The organism is Lentilactobacillus kefiri (genome assembly GCF_009739535.1).
Taxonomy (GTDB): domain Bacteria; phylum Bacillota; class Bacilli; order Lactobacillales; family Lactobacillaceae; genus Lentilactobacillus; species Lentilactobacillus kefiri.
Genome location: NZ_CP029971.1, coordinates 413,969 through 431,452 on the forward strand (window position 1 = coordinate 413,969; position 17,484 = coordinate 431,452).

Consider the following 17,484-nt stretch of genomic DNA (forward strand, 5'->3'; position numbering starts at 1 on the left):
CTTATCGACTCCCTTTCTTAAAGGTCATTTTTTGCCGGTCAAATCCGGCAAGAAAGCTTTGACTAAATTGTTTTCGACTTTTTAAATGCCTTTTGCCAAATTCATCCAATAAACCGTGAAATTCCTGGGCATCCTGATAAGTAAAAGATGCCGGCAACGCAATTCTCTTTTGAAGTTTAGCATAATTCGTTAATCCTCGGTATCCGAGATAGGTAAAAAGTGTCCGGGTATATTTATCACTGATAAAAGCGGGCTGGTCAAAGACATACACCAACAGTGAATCAGCTGTCTCCTCACCAACACCCCTTAACGTCAAAATTGTCTTTCGCAATGATGGGCCATAATGCTTTACCATTGTTGGAAAATCACAGTTAAAGTGATCAAACCACTTCAAAACGCCAATCAAGCTGCGACTCTTATTGACATAAAAGCCGCTAGGACGGATAAGTTCTTGAATTTGTTCAAGTGGTAAGGCCAAAATTTGCTTAACGTCCAAGTTGGTTTCATCCCGAAGATTGGCCAGCGCCATATCGACATTGTTCCAATTGGTATTTTGCACCAAAATTGCCCCAATCACAATTTCCATTTTTGTGTCGGCTGGCCACCAGTGTTGCGGTCCCATTTGTTGATACATAACTTTATATAACGGAATTGGATTAATCATGACAATCCTCCTAATCAATTTCATTATACCAGAGCTGAGGAATGACGACTGGCCATTACTCCAACTGATTTGTTCAAATCATGGTAGCGCTAACATGACCGACTACGTTATACTCAATGTATAAGATATTTTAGGAGGACGCCATGAACGAACAAGAAAAAATGCTGGCAGGCAAGATTTACGATCCATCGGATATGGTACTTCAGGCTCAGCAGCATCATGCCCACAGACTATCAAAGTTATGCAACGACACCTTTGACGAGGATACTGATAAACGGGCCAAAATCATTGCAGAGATGCTTCCAAAGGCTGATTCGAGTATTTACCTGCAAGGACCGGTTTTCTTCGACTACGGCATTTATACGACGATTGGCGACCACTTTTATGGGAATGCCAACCTAACCATTCTGGACGACTGTCCGGTAACGATTGGCAGTAATGTCATGTTCGGGCCCAATATCACATTGGCAACACCGATGCATCCCTTCCGCTACCAAGATCGAAACGTCAAACAGCGACCGGATGGATCAGAATATGACGATGAATATGCCAAGCCGATTACAATTGGCAATAATTGTTGGCTGGCAAGCAACGTTGTGGTAATTGGCGGTGTGACCATTGGTGATGGCTGCGTCATTGGTGCCGGAAGCGTCGTAACCAGAGATATCCCCGCAAACTCTCTGGCAGTCGGTAATCCCTGCCGAGTTTTGAGAAAGATTACTGATCAAGACGATATTCACCTGCAGAAAAATTTGTTCTAAAAAAGGATTAGAGGCAGAGACAAAACTAACTATTTTGTCTCTGCCTCTATTTAGTGTTCAATTATTTGTTTTTAGCTAATTTACGTGACTGATAAGCTAAGAATGCCCAGGCAATCGCACCAAAGAAGATTGGTCCAATGATTGTCCAGAAGGCAGTAACGTAATCATGTTCCAAGATTGGGTAAATGGCGGTAAAACCAATTCCGGCAATCAAAACAATCAATACGATAACTGAAATTGTGTCAGCCATCCAAAGCTTCTTATAAATTTCAAATGGTCGTTCCAAGCCCTTCTTACGTTTAAAGAATGGAAAGGCGGCAACCAGGAAGATATATGGAAATGATGTGGAAATGTTTCCCATGTTGGTCAAGATGACATAGAACTGCTTGGCACTTGAACCACCAAAGGTAACGAAGAAGATGACAACGGCAACGATAATTGCCTGTGTCCACATTGCAAATCCAGGCATCCCCTTTTTGTTCAATTTGGTCATTCTTTCAGGCCAGAATTTAGGGTTGGAACCCATGATGAAGGACTTGAGTGGTGAATAGACCAACACGAAGAATGACCCCATGTAAGCCATAAACATACTCAATCCGGCAAACCGGGCGAAGCTGGTTCCCAACAGCGTGCAGGTTGCAGCTGACAAATGAAGGCTTTGACCCAATACCACACCCAAGTTAGCCATTAAGACGTAGGTGATGTTTCCAAGGTTAACGGTACCGTGGCCAAGAACTGAATGCCAGTTGGCCGTAATTCCCCAAAGGAAGATTGAAAGTGAGTACGTTACGGTAATCACCAAAGTCGAAATAATCAGTCCCTTTGGAAAAGTCTTGGCGGGATCGTGCATGTTATCGGTCACACCACCAAGGGTTTCAGTTCCGGCGTAGGCAAACACGGCGTAAACCATGAATGAAATCAGGGCAATTGGCGACGTGAAGTCGGGATTTGGTGAGTGGATGAAACTCCCAACACCACTAACCGGCTGAGCCAAGTGGCCGCTGTTCAATACCAATACAACCACGCTGGCAATCGCAAAGATAACAGTCAGTAATGAAACGAAGATTCCACCAACTGACGAAATCTTTGAAATGGAATCCATTCCGCGAACCGCAAACCAGGTAACTGTGATAATCCACAGGATTGCCAGTAACCCGATGGTCTTGGTTGAACTAAGACCAAAGAAGCTCCATGACTGGGTCGTATCATGACCAAACAAGGTTGTGGCAAACGGAATCCAAACCTTGGAAGCCGTGGACATCATCCAAATAATCCAGGATGACAACCAGATAAAGGTTCCGATAAAGGCCCATTCCTCACCAATTGATCCGGCCAACCATGAATAGATTCCACCATGAGAGTCCTTAAAAGTTGAGCCGTATTCGGCGAACATCATAGCTGTTGGCAGTAAGAACAAAATAGCAGCCAACACATACCAAATAATACTTGCGTACCCCATCTGCTCGTAGGCAACGGTGGTATTCGCAAAACCATAGATAGTCGTAAAGATCATTAAGATCAATCCAACTAACGTAATCTTTTTCTTCGACATAATATAGATTCCCCAATTATCAAATTTTGTGATATGTAAAACATATGATTGCTGAAAATCAAGTCATAGAATAGCATTGGATTATTAAAATTAAAGAACAATAACTTTCATTAAGGTTAGATCTACATTAAAAATGAAATTGGTTCCCGCCTTTAGCGGTATCAAGTCCCCCTGTCGTGATTAAATTTACATGAAACCGAGCTGACAAAAAAAGCTTTATTGCCGAATGATCGGCAATAAAGCTTTTAAGTATCAGAAATATTAGTCTAACTTAGTCTTACTTACAACGTTCAATTTGTCATCGAAGTCATAAACCACTGGTTCACCAGTAGCCATTTCAAGATTCATGATGTCTTCATCAGAAATGTTTTCGATGTACTTTGAAAGTGCTCGTAATGAATTACCGTGGGCAGCAATGATAACGTTCTTGCCGTCAAGCAATTTAGGAGCAATTTGGTCTTCCCAGAATGGCATTACTCGTTCGAGAGTAACCTTAAGGTTTTCACCACCAGGGATAATATGTGGATCAAGGTTGGCATAACGACGGTCGTGAACAGCTGAACCTTCGTCATCAGCCTTCAGGAGTGGAGGCAATACATCGTATGAACGACGCCAGATATGAACCTGTTCGTCACCATACTTTTCAGCAGCCTTCTTCTTGTTGTGGCCTTGCAAAGCGCCATAATGACGTTCGTTCAAACGCCATGTCTTAACTTCTGGAATCCAAAGTTGGTCTGAGTATTCCAAAGCATAATGTAAAGTCTTGATTGCTCGAGTCAATACTGAAGTAAATGCAAAGTCAAATTGGATGCCGGCTTTTTTGATTAACTTACCAGCATTAATGGCTTGCTTAACCCCTTCTTCACTCAAATCAACATCGACCCAACCAGTAAATTGGTTAGATAAGTTCCATTCACTTTGTCCATGACGAATTAACACAAGTTTTGCCAATATAATTACCTCTTTCTTTATCTCTATCAGGTTGATTTTACACCAAACGGCAAAATTTTTCAGCCTAATTGTGAAACTTTTATAAAGTGCTTATTTTTATAAATGGTCGTCAGTCCTTGTTTATCAGCTTTTTAGGCTGAGCGACAGTTTTCTTGACGCCTAAAATATCCAAGAAGAACGTAAAGATTGGAACCCCACAAACCAGGCCCCAAATACCGAAGAAGTGCTCCCCTACCAGCAACACCACAAAGGTGTAAAAGATTGGCAGGTTGGTCTTGGATGCCATGAAGTTTGGATTGAGAACATAAGCCTCAAACGCATGAATCACAATGATCGTAATCAATAAGTAGAGGACGTACTTAACACCACCGACCGAAAAGCCGACCAATGAGAGTGGAATAAACGAAATAATCACACCGGCCACTGGGATCAGGCTAAAGATGAAGACCATCAGTGCCAAGGCTGCCAATTGCGGCAAGTGCATGACAAACATCACGATGGTGGTCAAAGCGGTGTTGCAAAGGGCAATGAAGAATTGGGCTTCAATAACAACCCCAAAAGTTGAAACGAATTTCTTACCAAAAAATTGAAGATCTTGGAAGAACCAGCCAAAGTCACTTTCAACAAGTGATTCGGAAAAACGGTCCATCTCTTTGAGTTCGATTGCAAAAAAGAAACTCAGAATCATGGATAAGAACAAGGTAATTCCCATTGTTCCAACACCGGTCACGTACTTCCAAACAAGCGAAACCCCGTTCTTCATCTGGGCCATCGCATTGCTCTGCTTGATCAGCTCATTGACCCAGGACAAAGTATTGTCATCCGGCAGATTCTTGGGATTCGAATAAAAATTGATAATGTCTTGGGTGACATTAATGGTCTGATCGGCAACCTTTGGAATGTATTTGGTAACCGCAAAATACAGCCCCAATACAACCAGTAGGTATAGTACCGTAACAATCAGTGTCGCTGGAATCTTGACATACTCACGAATCTTGTTGGTTAACTTCACAACCAACAGACAGAAAATAAATGTCAATAACACCGTACTAATCATGCTTCGAGTAACGTACAGCACGAAAATGACTAACAGTAAAACTGTAAATCGTCTAAGTGGTACGTTGTTAACAAACCTTGCCCAAAGTGACAAACCCTCAACCCCTTTGTGGTTCCATAGTTAAAACTAAGTTTACTCTCGGAAAGCGGTTCCTAACAAGCATTATTACCAGTGGATAATGAAAATCTCAGAGATTGGCATCCCTGAGATTTGTCATTCGTTCATTTTTCTTTTTAGTAATGGGCTTTGACGTACTGACCAATGGTTTCACCATTCTTGTGGGCACCCTTGATCACATTTCGAACATCTTGATCACTCATTGCGTTGGAATCAACACCGGCAGCAGAAATCTTCTTTCTTGCACTGGAAATCTGAGCGGCAGTAATCGGCTTACCGTCAAGATCCTTATCCTTCTTGGTAACGGTGTATTCGTTTGAACCCTTGTAAGCTGCTGCGGCTTTCTTTTCGGAAGAAGTTAAGCTGGCACTATTCCCGTTGACGTTAGGATTATTGTTGGTGTTGCTGTCAGAGCTGCTTGATTCGAAACTGCTTGAACTGCTGGTTGAAGTATTGCCGCTGATTGCGTCATTATTCTTATCACGCAAATCTTCAGCCTTCTTCAAAATATCAGCATAATATGTTTGATGGATTGATTTATCTGAGAAAATCTTATCCAATGTGCTGTTTGACTGAGTATACTGAGCATCGCCGGCCTGATCAAGCGCCTGTTCGTATATCTTGTTATAGTTCTTGCGGTTCTTTTGAATGTTCTTAATCTTGTCAACTTGAGCTTTGGCTCGGTCAGATAAGAGTTGGTTGCCTTTTTTGGTATCAACAACTGATTGATACTCACTCTTTGCTTGGCCAAACTTGAGCGAATCAAATAAATCTTTTGCGGCAATAAACGATTGTGTTTGATTCAAATTGGCATTTGCTTTGTCATCGTTTGGCTTACGCCTTAACGCGTTGGTAAACGATGTTTCAGCTGCAGTGTATTTTTTATTCGAAATTTGAAGGCGGCCTCGCTGCATAGCCTCTGCATAAATCTTTTCATTTTGGCTATGACGGGCGTATGCGTAACCACCAATTGATGCACCAATAACGATGGCGATTACAATCCAGATCCATTTTTTCAAATTGAAGCCCTCCCAATAAAATTTGTTCAAATTTATTATAACATTTTTCTGGAACCGGCATTTTAAGGAAGCAAACACCTTTTCTAAAAATTTGGAAACTTGATCGTTAAAGTATATTATAGCAAATGATAGATGAAGACTTTCAACGAAATTTTTGGTATATTGAACCTAAACATCGTAAAAGAAAGGAATCTGCAAATGGCTGACAGTTCAGAAGAGTTTATTAAACAGCATATGTTTGGCAATCCTCAAATCAAGCCTGACGAAAAACGGGCATTTCTTGGAAACTTCCGGGAACGAGTTGCTCTGGCACTCACGATCGGCCAGCTGCAGCAAGCCGGCACCAACAAGATGGTCGCGAAGGTCCTGAAAAATTATCCCGAATACCACTTGTACATCAATGGCAGGATGGATCAGGAACTGATCGACCCATTTATGGACATGGCAATTAAGGACAATTACAAATACACCATCCTGGTACAAAATGGGATGCGGGTGGATCAACCGCTTGGCCCTAATGACTTCGGTCTGGTGGTTGCCAATCCAACTGAAAAAATTAAACGAAGAATTCTATTGTAATGAAAAAGGGGCTCTACAATATCTGTTGTTGGTAATAGATTTTTATCTATTACTGATGACAGATTTTTTGTTTTTCATTAGAATAAAAAAGCGGACATTTCCTGTCCGTTCATCAAAACCAACAACCACGAAGATTTTAGAGAAAGAAGGAAATGCCCTATGTCAAATGATACTACGAAAATGTTGTTAGGAATAGATGATAAACACTTAAAAATTGAGAATGGCAAAATAGGTGATGATGGGGTGATCCGATTAAACGGGTCGCTGAACTATTCCCCCAAGGCTTGCCGCAACTGTGGGGTTATTAATGATCACCAGATCATTGGCTATGGTTGGCGAAGGACCACCATTAGATTCGCTAAAACATTGGGCAGCACGGTTATCCTATGCCTCAATCGGCGAAACTTTCACTGTAAGGCTTGTCATACCAACTTCCTGGCGCAGACGAGTGCAGTGCCGAAGCACTGCACGATTTCAAATACAACCCGGAAACAATGTTTAGAGAAGTTAACGGAACCAGTGAGCCTCAAACACATTGCCAATGAATTGTCCACTTCGGATTCATTCGTTGGTCGGCAGCTCTTACGGGCTGAACGGGACTTTAAAACCAACTGGCACTACTTACCCAAAGTTCTCCTCATGGACGAAGTTAAAAGCACTAAGAGTGCCACCGACGCGATGAGCTTTGAATTTATGGACGCCGGAACCCACGAATTAATTGACCTATTGCCCTTTAGAACCATCTATCAGCTTCAAAAGTATTTCCAGCATTATGACCAAGCCGCACGAGAAAATGTGAAAATTATCGTCACCGATATGAACTATACCTATCCCAAATTGGTTGGGCAGATCTTCCCGAACGCCATCGTTGTTATTGATCCTTTTCACTTAGTTAACGCTTTAAACCGGGCTTTTAACAAGACGCGAGTGCGTCTCATGAAAACCCTGGCCACTTCCTCGCGCCAGTATCACGCCTTGAAACGCTATTGGAAACTATTATTAACGCCGGCCAATCACCTTAACTACGAGGCTTTCCGCAAGTGGACAAACTTCCCTTATCCGGCAACTGCCACGGATGTGGTTGATGCTTTACTGGACATTGATCCCGAGCTCAAGCAAACTTACGACGTGATGAATTGGTTACGTGAAACCATCAAAAACCGCGACTGGCCCAACTATAATCAAGCCTTTCACCACCTGCAGGGGTGCTCGGAAGAGATGTTGGCAGCCCTCCAAACCTTGGCGGCTCATCATGATGAAATTGGCAACACTTTCACCCACCACTACACCAACGGGCCCTTAGAAGGTTCAAACAACAAGATTAAAGTCATTAAGCGCACTGGATTTGGTTACCGAAACTTCTTCAGATTCCGGCTAAGAGTGCTGTTCGCTTTTCGAGTTCATACAAAAAGAGCCCTAATCACCAAGTGATTAGAACTCCAATATTTTGTTCACCAACAACAGTTGACGAAGAACCGAAAAAGGCTGCCGGCAATTATGTCGGCAGCCTTTTTGTATGTAAATTTAAATCGTCAAACAACCATTGCCAATAAGAAGACAGCAACCAGTCCCAAGACAACTGAAATGGCCATGGAACGCGTCCAATAAGCAATCCCAATCACAATCACGGCCGCAATCATCTCAGGTGCCCGGTTCACAACGGTGACCGTGTACTCAGGCGAGATGAAAATGTCCTTTACAACCAACGCCGTAAATAGCGAAATTGGAACATATCTCATCCATTCGTTAAACCAATTTGGAATTTTTCGTGTACGAAAAAACATTAGGGGAATTAACCGTGGCGCAAAAGCCACGCAAAAACACCCTAAAACTAACCATACATGTTGTGTCGTGTTCCATTCCATAAAGATAGCTCCTAGTCATTAATATCTTCGTCGGTGTCATCTGGTGATCCGGCTGGGTTCTTCATTGACTTAAGCCAACGACTTCGCTGATTGAACTTCCGAATCGTTGCTTCTGCCATGAACCCAATGAACGATGCCGTAAGTGTTGAAAGTACCAAGCCCAAAGTCGATTTGGTAATCACCATGAAAAAGGCCGCCAAAAATCCTGACAAAATACAAATTACAATAATCAGCCCATTCTTCAACTGCATCACAATCATGTAAAGGAACAATGCGGTTAAAGCAAAATGGACAATCGTCAAATCGATATTGATTGCACTGCCGATCAAACTTCCGATAAGGTTGCTGACCGTCCAAAACGCCAGTGTCATGTGTTCAACATGTAAAGCTTCACGCGGTGTGAACTTCTTATCGGTTGAAAATTTCAAATAGTTCAGTGCATAATTTTCGTCATTCATAGATGCCGCAAAAAGTGCGGTAAATCCCAGTGATTCCCCATGCAGATACTTAGAAAGACTGGACCCCAGCAATGCATAACGAAGTTCCAGGAAGAACATCATTAAAATTACTGAAAGCATTGGGGAATTGGTTGCCAAAAGAGAGGCAATCAAGAATTGAGCACCACCGGAAAAGACCATAACCGACACCATTAGTGTGGTCCAAACATTAAAGCCGGATGCGTTGAGCAAAATACCGCATGCTAGCCCAATTGGAATATAACTTAAATCTACAGGCAAAGATGCATCAAGAATTCTTCGCCAATATGGAAGTTTCGCCCTCGATTTTGCTACAGCTTTTCCCAAAAAGGATTCCTCCATTTAAAATGATTTCACACACTCGTAACATTTGTGTAAAAATATTGTAAACACTCCAAAGACAATTATATGGGATATGGTCCAATTAATAAACACCTTTTGTGAAAATCAATTCTAAAACAGTCTCAATATCGCACGCCACAAGCGAACGAACGGATTTGCTTTTTTTACAGAATTTTTCGTAACCATCACAAAATCGCCAGTGGACTTACCAATGTATTGCAATCGCTTGTCGTTAATTCTCAAATGAACTTTGCCGGCAACCGTATTCTTTTTGGTTGGTGAAGCCAACTTAGCCGGTTTTTTAACAAACTTGCCACTTACATGGTTCTGCTTCGTTGCGTTCGCAGCCCATACCAAATTTGTGGCTTTGGTAACCGGTGTGATCGATTCCTGTTTACCGTCGGGAATTTGAACTTTGCCAACGCCGGAAATCTTTGTTCCTGCAGCAATCTTAATTGGATGCTGGGTGGTATAAACGGAGCGCATTAATTTAGCCGTTTGGATAAATCGGGCCGGATCACTGGCACTTTTATTTCGGGCACCAAGAACCACGGTGATAATTCGGTGCTTCCCCTTCTGAGTTGCCGAGCCGACGAAACAGGCCCCGGCTTTGTCAGACGTACCGGTCTTTAAACCATCAACTTGAACGCCTTTGGCTATGTTGTTGTCGCCAATCAACTGGTTATGTCCCGACATCTGGGTGCCATAGAACGTGCCGCTGGTCTGCTTGGTGATATGCGTCACCTTTGGGAACTGCTTCAACAAGTTTTTTGCCACTAAGGCAACATCACTTGCAGACAACATATTCTCCGCATTAGCGCTGACATGCTGCAAAGCCAACTTGCCGGTCAGCTTATTGGTCAGGCCCGAGGCATTATAGAACTTGCCATCTTTAATTCCCATTTTATGTGCAGTTTGGTTCATCAATTCCGCAAACTTGGTCGATGAACCGGCAACCTTCTGGCCCAATGCAAGTGCCGCAGCGTTGGCAGATGCGACAAGCGTCGCGTTAACCAACTCGCGCACCGTGTAGGACCGGCCGGCTTTCAATGGCACATTGGTGAGGCCGGATGCCGTGCTTAAGCGGGCAAGTGCAGAGGTAATTTTTACTTTGTCACCCCATGCCAGCCTGTGCTGCTTAATTTCGTGGTGAACAATGTAGACAGTCATCAATTTGGAAATCGATGCAATTGCCCGCGGCTGGTGGGCATTTTTTTGATACAAAATCTGTCCGGTCTGCGCATCAACAGCAATCGCTGCCTTTGCATAAATGTCTGGGCTGGTATTACTGCTGGCACTGGCTGGAACAGACACCGCCAGAACGCAAAAAAAGCCCATTAAGGCGATGAATAAACTAAAACGATGTTTCATAAAGTTCTCCCCTTATTCGGCAGCTTGTTTTTGGGCTGGCTTGCTTAATTTGTCCCCGTGTTTAACTGGCAAGTGAATCGCAAACGTTGTCAGACCTTCGTCCGAACTAACGTTGATATACCCGCCATGAAGATCGATGATACTTTGAGCAATGGCTAATCCCAATCCTGAACCGCCAGTTTCTTTGTTTCGAGAACTTTCGACCCGATAGAAACGCTCAAAGATTTGATTCAATGATTTTTTTGGAATTTGAGGGCCATCGTTAGCAACGTGAATGACAACTTCACCCGGTTGGCCAACTGCGGCACTCAAGTAAATATGATGACCGCCCTTACCGTATTTAATTCCGTTGGATATCAAATTATTAAAGACCCGGCCCAGCTTTTCCGCGTCGGCCTCAATGTATAACGGCTTGTCGGTTTCTTTTGCAGAAATTGCCAATCCGCTCTTATCGGCTTCCAATTCAAAGCTGGCAACCAGCTGTTCCATCATTTGATTGAGATCAATCTTACTGATGGACAGTGGCGTTCCGGTCTGCTTGACTTTGGTATATTCAAACAGATTATCAACCAACGACTTCATTTGTTTGGCCTTTAAATAGGCAATATCGGTATACTTCAGTAAATCTTCCTGACTGTGATACTGTTTATCGCGAATCAGGCCAAGATACCCCAAAATCGACGTCAAGGGCGTCCGCAAATCATGGCTGACGTTGGTAATCAATTCATCTTTGGAACTCTCAATTGCCCGTTCCTCGTTCATTGACTTGATAACACTATCAACCAAAGCATTAATGCTTTCAACAACCGACTGGGTATTCCCACTCAGTTTAAATGGAATTCGGTGATTCAAATGACCGTTGGCAATGTAATGCAATTCACTGATAATGTGCCTCAGCTGCATTTGATGATAACGTCTGATTAACCGCCAGTAGACAATGGCCGCGTCAAACAAGACCATCAGCATGATGAAGATGTTTTCCCAGCTCCAAAGATGCATGTGATCAGGGCCAATAACGATCGACCGCTTGATGATAAAAATACCATCCCGCAGTCCGGGGTTGGTGTAAATCGACTGGTTAATCAAGATGATAATTGAAAGGTTTAAAAGCAACAGCAAAATCACCGTCACAATTCCTTCCAGGAACAGTTCGGTTTTCTCACGACCGGTTAGTTTCATGCAATAACCCCCATTTCAAAATTAAAGATGATTAGTGGGATTCAATCTTGTAACCCACACCCCAAACAGTTTGAATAACTTTCTCACCGTTGGTTGCTTCTTCAATCTTGTCGCGCAGGTGGCTCACATGGACCATGACGGTTTTGGCTGAAACGATACTTTCCTGACGCCATACCCGTTCAAAAATTTCGTCAGCTGAAAAGACCCGGTTGGGATGGCTTGCCAACAGGTATAAAATACCAAATTCCAAAGCAGTCAATTGAATCGGTGTTCCAGTGATCGTCTTAACTTCATGAGAATCCTTGTTGATCGTCAACGGTCCAATGTCCAAAACATCAGGTGTATCGTTGGTGACATGCTCTTCGGTTCGGCGAAGCAATGACTTAACCCGAGCCATGACTTCCAGCGGATTAAACGGCTTGGTGACATAATCATCGGCACCACTGATCAAGCCTTGGATTTTATCCATATCTTCTGTCTTGGCAGACAAAATGATAATTGGAATTTGCGAGTCCTTACGAACTTCCTTCACAACTTCAATTCCGTTCATGCCAGGCATCATAATGTCCAAAATCATCAGACCAATATCTGATTCAGTCCGGAGACGTGTAAGAGCTTCCTGACCACTATAAGCAGAAACTGGTTCGTATCCTTCGTTTCGAATATATATTTCAAGCAGTTGAGCAATTTCTTTATCATCATCGACAACTAAAATTTTCATAATTAACTTAACCTCATTATCGTATTGTTTATTATTATTTTATCATTATTATGTGCATTGCTTCATAAATTAGCACTCAGTTCTGATTCTACACTTTTTAACAAATTCAACAACCATGTATGAACTGCAACTGTAAGGCCGTTACACAACGTTTACAAGACTAGCAGGCCAAGCTTAAAAAAGACTTAAAAGAGCGTGCATTGTGATCCCGGTTGTCCGCGTGGATTTAAATAACTGACGAATGGGCAAAACAAAAAGCCCCAGAATCACTTTCAGGGCTCCTAAACATGTTTATTTTAAATAACTTTACTGGCCATCGGCTTCGAGCAGCTTTTCCTGCAAGTCGGCCAACTTGGTCGTGATATAAATTGGAAATTCATCAGGGTTAATCAACCGTTGAGTAGCGGTTGGAATCTCAGTGAGCTTTTGCTTGGAATATTTTTGAATGTCAAAGACACCAGGTAGCTTCATCTTTAAGTCAGTGCCGTTCAATGCTTCAACCTGCAAAGGCTTGGCATCGAATTTTTCAATTCGCTGCTCACGCTTGGTTGCAAGTGGATTAGCCTTCACAACCGTGATTGGTTGATCCAACGATTCGTCACTAAGCGCAATGACATCGGCAAATGCCTTGTCGGTACCAGGTTCGTATAATCTGTAAACCTGCTTGAGTCCAGGCAATGTAACCTTTTCACGAGTGGCACTTACTTTGATCTTAGGGGTCATCTTGCCGTCTTGAATAATTGCGGCAAGTTTATAAACACCACTTAATACAGGAGATGAAGCACTCGTAATTAATTTCTCACCAATTCCGAAGTTGTCCAATGGGGCCCCTTCAAGCAAAAGTGAAGCAACAACGTGTTCATCCAAAGCGTTGGAAGCTGTGATCTTGACTTCTGGAAGGCCAGCGTCATCAAGCATCTTCCGGGCAGCTTTTGAAAGTTGGCTAATATCACCGGAGTCAATTCTAATGCCAACCGGTTTGTGGCCTTTAGCTTTCAATTCTTTAAAGACTTTGATGGCATTTGGAACACCGGACTTTAAAACATCGTAGGTGTCGACCAGCAATGCGGCATTGTCGGGATAGACTTCAGCCCACTTCTCAAATGATGTCAATTCATCTGGAAATGATTCAATCCATGCATGAGCCATCGTACCCGCTGCAGGAATTCCGAACTTCTTGGCAGCCAGAACATTTGAAGTACTGCTGCAGCCACCGATAACGGCCGCACGGGCACCGTAAGTCGCACTGTCAGGTCCCTGAGCACGTCGGGCACCAAATTCCATGACGGGACGGCCACCGGCTGAATAAGTGATTCGGCGGGCTTTTGTGGCGATCAATGACTGGTGATTCAAGATGTTTAAGACCATAGTTTCAAATAATTGCGTCTGCAGCAACGGTCCTTGAATCGTCAATAATGGTTCTCTTGGAAAGACTGGGGTTCCTTCAGGAATAGCAGATACTTTGCAGTCAAATTTGAAATCTTTTAGATACGTCAAAAAGTTCTCTTGAAATAGATTCAACGAACGCAGGTATTCAATGTCGCTATCACTGAAGGAAAAGTTTTGAAGTGATTTAACAGCCTGTTCCAACCCGGCAGCGATAACAAAACTGCCATTATCTGGCACTTTTCGGAAGAAGACATCAAAGACCCCTTGCTCATCATTAATGGTTTGACGATAACCGTTAGCCATTGAAAATTCATATAAATCTGTCAGCATTGATAAATTATTCATATTATTCAGACACTTTCTTTTTATATTTAAAGTAGCTTTAACTTTTAATTCGTTAAAATAAAAGTATTTAAAACTTTTATTCTACGTTACAACCTATAACCAGAAATTTCAAGGCTTTAAGCTCGCAAATGCGCCAATTTGTATAATCGAGCAGGTCGCCCAGGCCCGTTAACCTCGCTTGATCCAAGGTCTGTGAAGAGTTCCCGGTGACTTTTTTTAAAGTTTGAATTATCGATTTGTTCAACGGTGACTTTCAAAAATGGCGAATAAACTCTGCGAGCATCTTTCAAGGTAAATTTGCCGCCCAATATCAGTAAAATGTTCGGCTGATAATCAAGCTTATTTCGAATCCGTTCACAAGCAACTTTTAATATCCATTCATGATCGAATGCCAGATGCTTGGCCGGATCAGCATTGGTACCGTCAAATTCCTTATAATACGTGCGCTGAACCGGACAGTCGGTTGATTGAAATGTCTGCTGAGCATCACTGAATGAATAGGTCTTTTGAGAATACCCCATCGTAAACCAACGGGCATCCGATGCGCCATAACCAGCTTTTAGCTGTGGCTTATCCGGCAAAAATGTCATGTAGGCCAACGATAAAGCTCGCTCACCCGGGGTTCGAAGTGGATTGGTGAAGGTCGCCAACTGTTCGGTGTGGCTTCCTGACAGGTCCATCCCGATCTTTTCGCGAACCAGACGCAATGCAGCTTCTTCGGCACTTTCCTGCGCTCTCATAAAGGTTTCCGGCAATGCCCAATAATTGTTATAGGGTTCGTGATCGCGTTTAACCAGCAAGATGTTCACCCGATTGGTGATATGGTCGAAACTCCAGATTAAATTTGTAATGGTGATAAATGGCCGTTCGAGAACGTTTTGTGAGTCCAACGGTAAGCCCCCTGCCTTTAATGTAAATGTTGCTACCAGAATTATGATACTCCTATTTAGGCATAAAATTGATAAATCCTCAAAATATTGGTGAAACTTTACCAATAGAGCGGATAAGCCAGCCGTTTGAGAATCCCATTTTCACGAACGATATGATGTGCCAAATCCACGTAATGAACCGGCCACAACGTTCTTTCAATGATGATGCCAAACGTTTCCGGATCGACTGTTGGGCTTTCAATGTCCCCGGAATCAGCGACCGGATCAATGATCTGCTTACTCTTCATCCCCAGTGAAGTTTGTGCTGGGCTGCCTGCATAAAGCTGGTTAACCCCTTCAATATCGACTCTTTGAATACTATACGAACGGTTTGACGCGTACATGACACTCGCCTTGCCGGGATTGTGGTTTAATCCAATCGCGTGGCCCAGCTCATGTTCCGCAACGTTAACCCATTCAAATCGGGCATAGTGATTGTTTCGTAATGCCAGATTATTAATCTCACATTCTGCGTTGATTATGTAATTTTGGTAATCGGTTGTTAAATAAGTCATCCCACTGTACCCCGATCCAAGGGCCGGATTCATCTTGGTTGTGACCTGGGCGTTGGAATTGTTGGTGATTTGAAACGTAAACGCGCCGGTTCGGTTCCATGCCTGGACAGCCCGCGTCCAAACCGCTTGATATCTGGGGGAATTTTGGGTGACATTAATTGTGGCGGTATTGGTCTGAAAGCGGGCAGTCCCATGAGGGGTCACGGGTGTTGCCGCATGGGCGCAAAGTGACGCCATTACAATACAAGAAAACGCGATTAACACACTATTCGTGAGTTTAATAAGTTGTTTCAGCATTCTATCAGCCCCTCCGTCACTTTCAGCATATAACGTTTCTATTATAGGTTGAACTGGTTTGTTTCTGGTTATCATGAATGACCAGATTGCATCCTGCGACAATATAAAAAGGCCAGCCGCATAGGCGACTGACCTTTAGGTGAATTCAAATTATTATGCTTCTGGTTTGTAGTTAGGAGCTTCTTTAGTAATGTTAACATCATGCGGATGAGATTCTCTCAAACCGGCATTGGTGATTTGGACAAATTGGGCATTGTCATTAAGATCTTTGATTGTTGCTGATCCAGTGTAGCCCATTCCTGAACGAAGGCCACCAACCATCTGGAAGACGATGTCGTTGATGCTGCCTTTATATTCAGTTTCACCTTCGATACCTTCAGGAACCAACTTGTTGGGTTCACTGACACCACCTTGGAAGTAACGGTCAGCTGAACCATGTTGTTGTTCCATGGCAGCAACACTACCCATACCACGGTATGACTTGTATTTCTTGCCATGATCTTCAAAGACGTCACCAGGTGCTTCATCGGTTCCAGAGAAGACACTACCAAGCATAACGGCGTTACCACCGGCAGCTAATGCCTTTACAATGTCACCTGAATATTGGATTCCGCCATCGGCAATGATTGACTTGCCCCACTTGCGGGCAACACTTGCTGAATCGTAAACTACGGTAATTTGAGGAACACCAACACCGGCAACAACTCTGGTGGTACAAATTGAACCAGGGCCGATACCAACTTTGACAACATCAACACCTGCTTTGAAAAGTGCATCAGTTCCGGCAGCAGTAGCAACGTTACCGGCAATCAAAGTTGTGTCTGGATAGTGGTCACGGATTTCAGCGATTTTCCGAAGAACACCTGCTGAATGACCATGGGCAGTATCGATAACGATTGCATCGGCACCGGCTTTAAGTAAAGCGGCAGCCCGGTCAAAAGTATCGGATGAAACACCAACCGCTGCGGCAACCAACAATGCACCATTGTCATCTACCGCTGCATTAGGGGTATCGGCTGTCTTCTTGACTGCCTTAACCTTTGCAATTTCAGCAGCCTGATCTTCGATACTCAAATTCTTATGAACAACACCTAATCCACCAAGCTTAGCTAATGCGATCGCCATCTTCGATTCGGTAACAGTGTCCATTCCGGCACTCAGAAAAGGAACATTCAACTTTAAGTTGTCTGCCAATTGTACTGATAAATCCACATCATTTGGTAAAACATCGCTCGCTGCAGGAATCAACAGCACATCATCAAACGTCAAACCTTTTTTACCGAATTTTTCATCCCAACTAACCATCTATCTCGCTCCTTTTTAATGTTGATTGCTTAATAACTTATCATTTTCAT

At 43.1% G+C, this 17,484-nt stretch carries 17 protein-coding genes; 3 read left to right on the forward strand and 14 right to left on the reverse strand.

What is annotated here, in order from left to right; all coding sequences use genetic code 11:
* Position 1: 1 nt before the first annotated feature.
* Positions 2-664 (reverse strand): endonuclease III domain-containing protein, encoded by a 663-nt coding sequence (locus tag DNL43_RS02280; RefSeq protein WP_054769838.1) that lies wholly within the window; start codon positions 662-664, stop codon positions 2-4.
* 143 nt (positions 665-807) lie between these two features.
* On the opposite strand from DNL43_RS02280, the gene DNL43_RS02285 reads away from it, so the two are divergent.
* Positions 808-1,425, forward strand: a complete 618-nt coding sequence (locus DNL43_RS02285) for a sugar O-acetyltransferase (RefSeq protein ID WP_056981484.1) — start codon at positions 808-810, stop codon at positions 1,423-1,425.
* 61 nt (positions 1,426-1,486) lie between these two features.
* Here DNL43_RS02285 and yjeM read toward each other — a convergent pair whose 3' ends face one another.
* From yjeM to DNL43_RS02305, 4 genes are all read right to left on the reverse strand, one after another.
* Positions 1,487-2,977, reverse strand: a complete 1,491-nt coding sequence (gene yjeM / locus DNL43_RS02290; protein ID WP_095344968.1) for a glutamate/gamma-aminobutyrate family transporter YjeM — start codon at positions 2,975-2,977, stop codon at positions 1,487-1,489.
* 261 nt (positions 2,978-3,238) lie between these two features.
* Positions 3,239-3,928: a 2,3-diphosphoglycerate-dependent phosphoglycerate mutase gene (locus tag DNL43_RS02295; protein WP_056981486.1), complete on the reverse strand. Its 690-nt coding sequence runs from the start codon at positions 3,926-3,928 to the stop codon at positions 3,239-3,241.
* A 109-nt stretch (positions 3,929-4,037) separates the two neighbouring features.
* Positions 4,038-4,985: an AI-2E family transporter gene (locus tag DNL43_RS02300; RefSeq protein WP_235805499.1), complete on the reverse strand. Its 948-nt coding sequence runs from the start codon at positions 4,983-4,985 to the stop codon at positions 4,038-4,040.
* Between the two features lie 233 nt (positions 4,986-5,218).
* The gene (locus DNL43_RS02305; RefSeq protein ID WP_056981490.1) at positions 5,219-6,121 is read right to left on the reverse strand and encodes a hypothetical protein; all 903 of its coding nucleotides are present in this window, start codon (positions 6,119-6,121) and stop codon (positions 5,219-5,221) included.
* 198 nt (positions 6,122-6,319) lie between these two features.
* Here DNL43_RS02305 and DNL43_RS02310 point away from each other — a divergent pair, with 198 nt between their 5' ends.
* Positions 6,320-6,700 (forward strand): DUF1694 domain-containing protein, encoded by a 381-nt coding sequence (locus DNL43_RS02310; protein WP_054769835.1) that lies wholly within the window; start codon positions 6,320-6,322, stop codon positions 6,698-6,700.
* A 159-nt stretch (positions 6,701-6,859) separates the two neighbouring features.
* A complete protein-coding gene (locus DNL43_RS02315) occupies positions 6,860-8,131 on the forward strand; it encodes an ISL3 family transposase (RefSeq protein ID WP_156644975.1) in 1,272 nt (423 codons plus the stop codon).
* Between the two features lie 101 nt (positions 8,132-8,232).
* Here DNL43_RS02315 and DNL43_RS02320 read toward each other — a convergent pair whose 3' ends face one another.
* The 9 genes from DNL43_RS02320 to guaB form a co-directional block, all read right to left on the reverse strand.
* Complete coding sequence (locus tag DNL43_RS02320; protein ID WP_056981136.1) at positions 8,233-8,565, reverse strand: AzlD domain-containing protein; 333 nt, start codon at positions 8,563-8,565, stop codon at positions 8,233-8,235.
* An 11-nt stretch (positions 8,566-8,576) separates the two neighbouring features.
* A complete protein-coding gene (locus DNL43_RS02325; RefSeq protein WP_370444195.1) occupies positions 8,577-9,383 on the reverse strand; it encodes an AzlC family ABC transporter permease in 807 nt (268 codons plus the stop codon).
* Positions 9,384-9,494: 111 nt separating this feature from the next.
* Positions 9,495-10,754, reverse strand: a complete 1,260-nt coding sequence (locus DNL43_RS02330) for a D-alanyl-D-alanine carboxypeptidase family protein (protein ID WP_056981134.1) — start codon at positions 10,752-10,754, stop codon at positions 9,495-9,497.
* 12 nt (positions 10,755-10,766) lie between these two features.
* Positions 10,767-11,933 carry a sensor histidine kinase gene (locus tag DNL43_RS02335; RefSeq protein WP_056981133.1) on the reverse strand — a complete coding sequence of 389 codons (1,167 nt, stop codon included), beginning with the start codon at positions 11,931-11,933 and terminating at the stop codon, positions 10,767-10,769.
* Between the two features lie 31 nt (positions 11,934-11,964).
* Entirely contained in the window at positions 11,965-12,654 is a 690-nt protein-coding gene (locus tag DNL43_RS02340; protein WP_013727423.1) for a response regulator transcription factor, read from the reverse strand.
* Between the two features lie 306 nt (positions 12,655-12,960).
* Positions 12,961-14,388, reverse strand: coding sequence for a nicotinate phosphoribosyltransferase (locus DNL43_RS02345; protein WP_054769599.1), 1,428 nt, complete (start codon positions 14,386-14,388; stop codon positions 12,961-12,963).
* 116 nt (positions 14,389-14,504) lie between these two features.
* Complete coding sequence (locus DNL43_RS02350; RefSeq protein ID WP_225364697.1) at positions 14,505-15,278, reverse strand: NUDIX hydrolase; 774 nt, start codon at positions 15,276-15,278, stop codon at positions 14,505-14,507.
* Positions 15,279-15,376: 98 nt separating this feature from the next.
* Positions 15,377-16,129, reverse strand: a complete 753-nt coding sequence (locus DNL43_RS02355; protein WP_056981131.1) for a matrixin family metalloprotease — start codon at positions 16,127-16,129, stop codon at positions 15,377-15,379.
* Between the two features lie 153 nt (positions 16,130-16,282).
* Positions 16,283-17,434, reverse strand: coding sequence for an IMP dehydrogenase (gene guaB / locus DNL43_RS02360; RefSeq protein WP_054769596.1), 1,152 nt, complete (start codon positions 17,432-17,434; stop codon positions 16,283-16,285).
* Between the last annotated feature and the right edge of the window lie 50 nt (positions 17,435-17,484).

Coding starts and splice junctions, on each gene's coding strand:
- DNL43_RS02300 (WP_235805499.1), bottom strand. CDS start 4,985: ATGATTAGTACGGTGTTATTGACATTTATTTTCTGTCTGTTGGTTGTG.
- DNL43_RS02355 (WP_056981131.1), bottom strand. CDS start 16,129: ATGCTGAAACAACTTATTAAACTCACGAATAGTGTGTTAATCGCGTTT.
- guaB (WP_054769596.1), bottom strand. CDS start 17,434: ATGGTTAGTTGGGATGAAAAATTCGGTAAAAAAGGTTTGACGTTTGAT.
- yjeM (WP_095344968.1), bottom strand. CDS start 2,977: ATGTCGAAGAAAAAGATTACGTTAGTTGGATTGATCTTAATGATCTTT.
- DNL43_RS02285 (WP_056981484.1), top strand. CDS start 808: ATGAACGAACAAGAAAAAATGCTGGCAGGCAAGATTTACGATCCATCG.
- DNL43_RS02315 (WP_156644975.1), top strand. CDS start 6,860: ATGTCAAATGATACTACGAAAATGTTGTTAGGAATAGATGATAAACAC.
- DNL43_RS02335 (WP_056981133.1), bottom strand. CDS start 11,933: ATGAAACTAACCGGTCGTGAGAAAACCGAACTGTTCCTGGAAGGAATT.
- DNL43_RS02310 (WP_054769835.1), top strand. CDS start 6,320: ATGGCTGACAGTTCAGAAGAGTTTATTAAACAGCATATGTTTGGCAAT.
- DNL43_RS02325 (WP_370444195.1), bottom strand. CDS start 9,383: ATGGAGGAATCCTTTTTGGGAAAAGCTGTAGCAAAATCGAGGGCGAAA.
- DNL43_RS02340 (WP_013727423.1), bottom strand. CDS start 12,654: ATGAAAATTTTAGTTGTCGATGATGATAAAGAAATTGCTCAACTGCTT.
- DNL43_RS02280 (WP_054769838.1), bottom strand. CDS start 664: ATGATTAATCCAATTCCGTTATATAAAGTTATGTATCAACAAATGGGA.
- DNL43_RS02320 (WP_056981136.1), bottom strand. CDS start 8,565: ATGGAATGGAACACGACACAACATGTATGGTTAGTTTTAGGGTGTTTT.
- DNL43_RS02330 (WP_056981134.1), bottom strand. CDS start 10,754: ATGAAACATCGTTTTAGTTTATTCATCGCCTTAATGGGCTTTTTTTGC.
- DNL43_RS02345 (WP_054769599.1), bottom strand. CDS start 14,388: ATGAATAATTTATCAATGCTGACAGATTTATATGAATTTTCAATGGCT.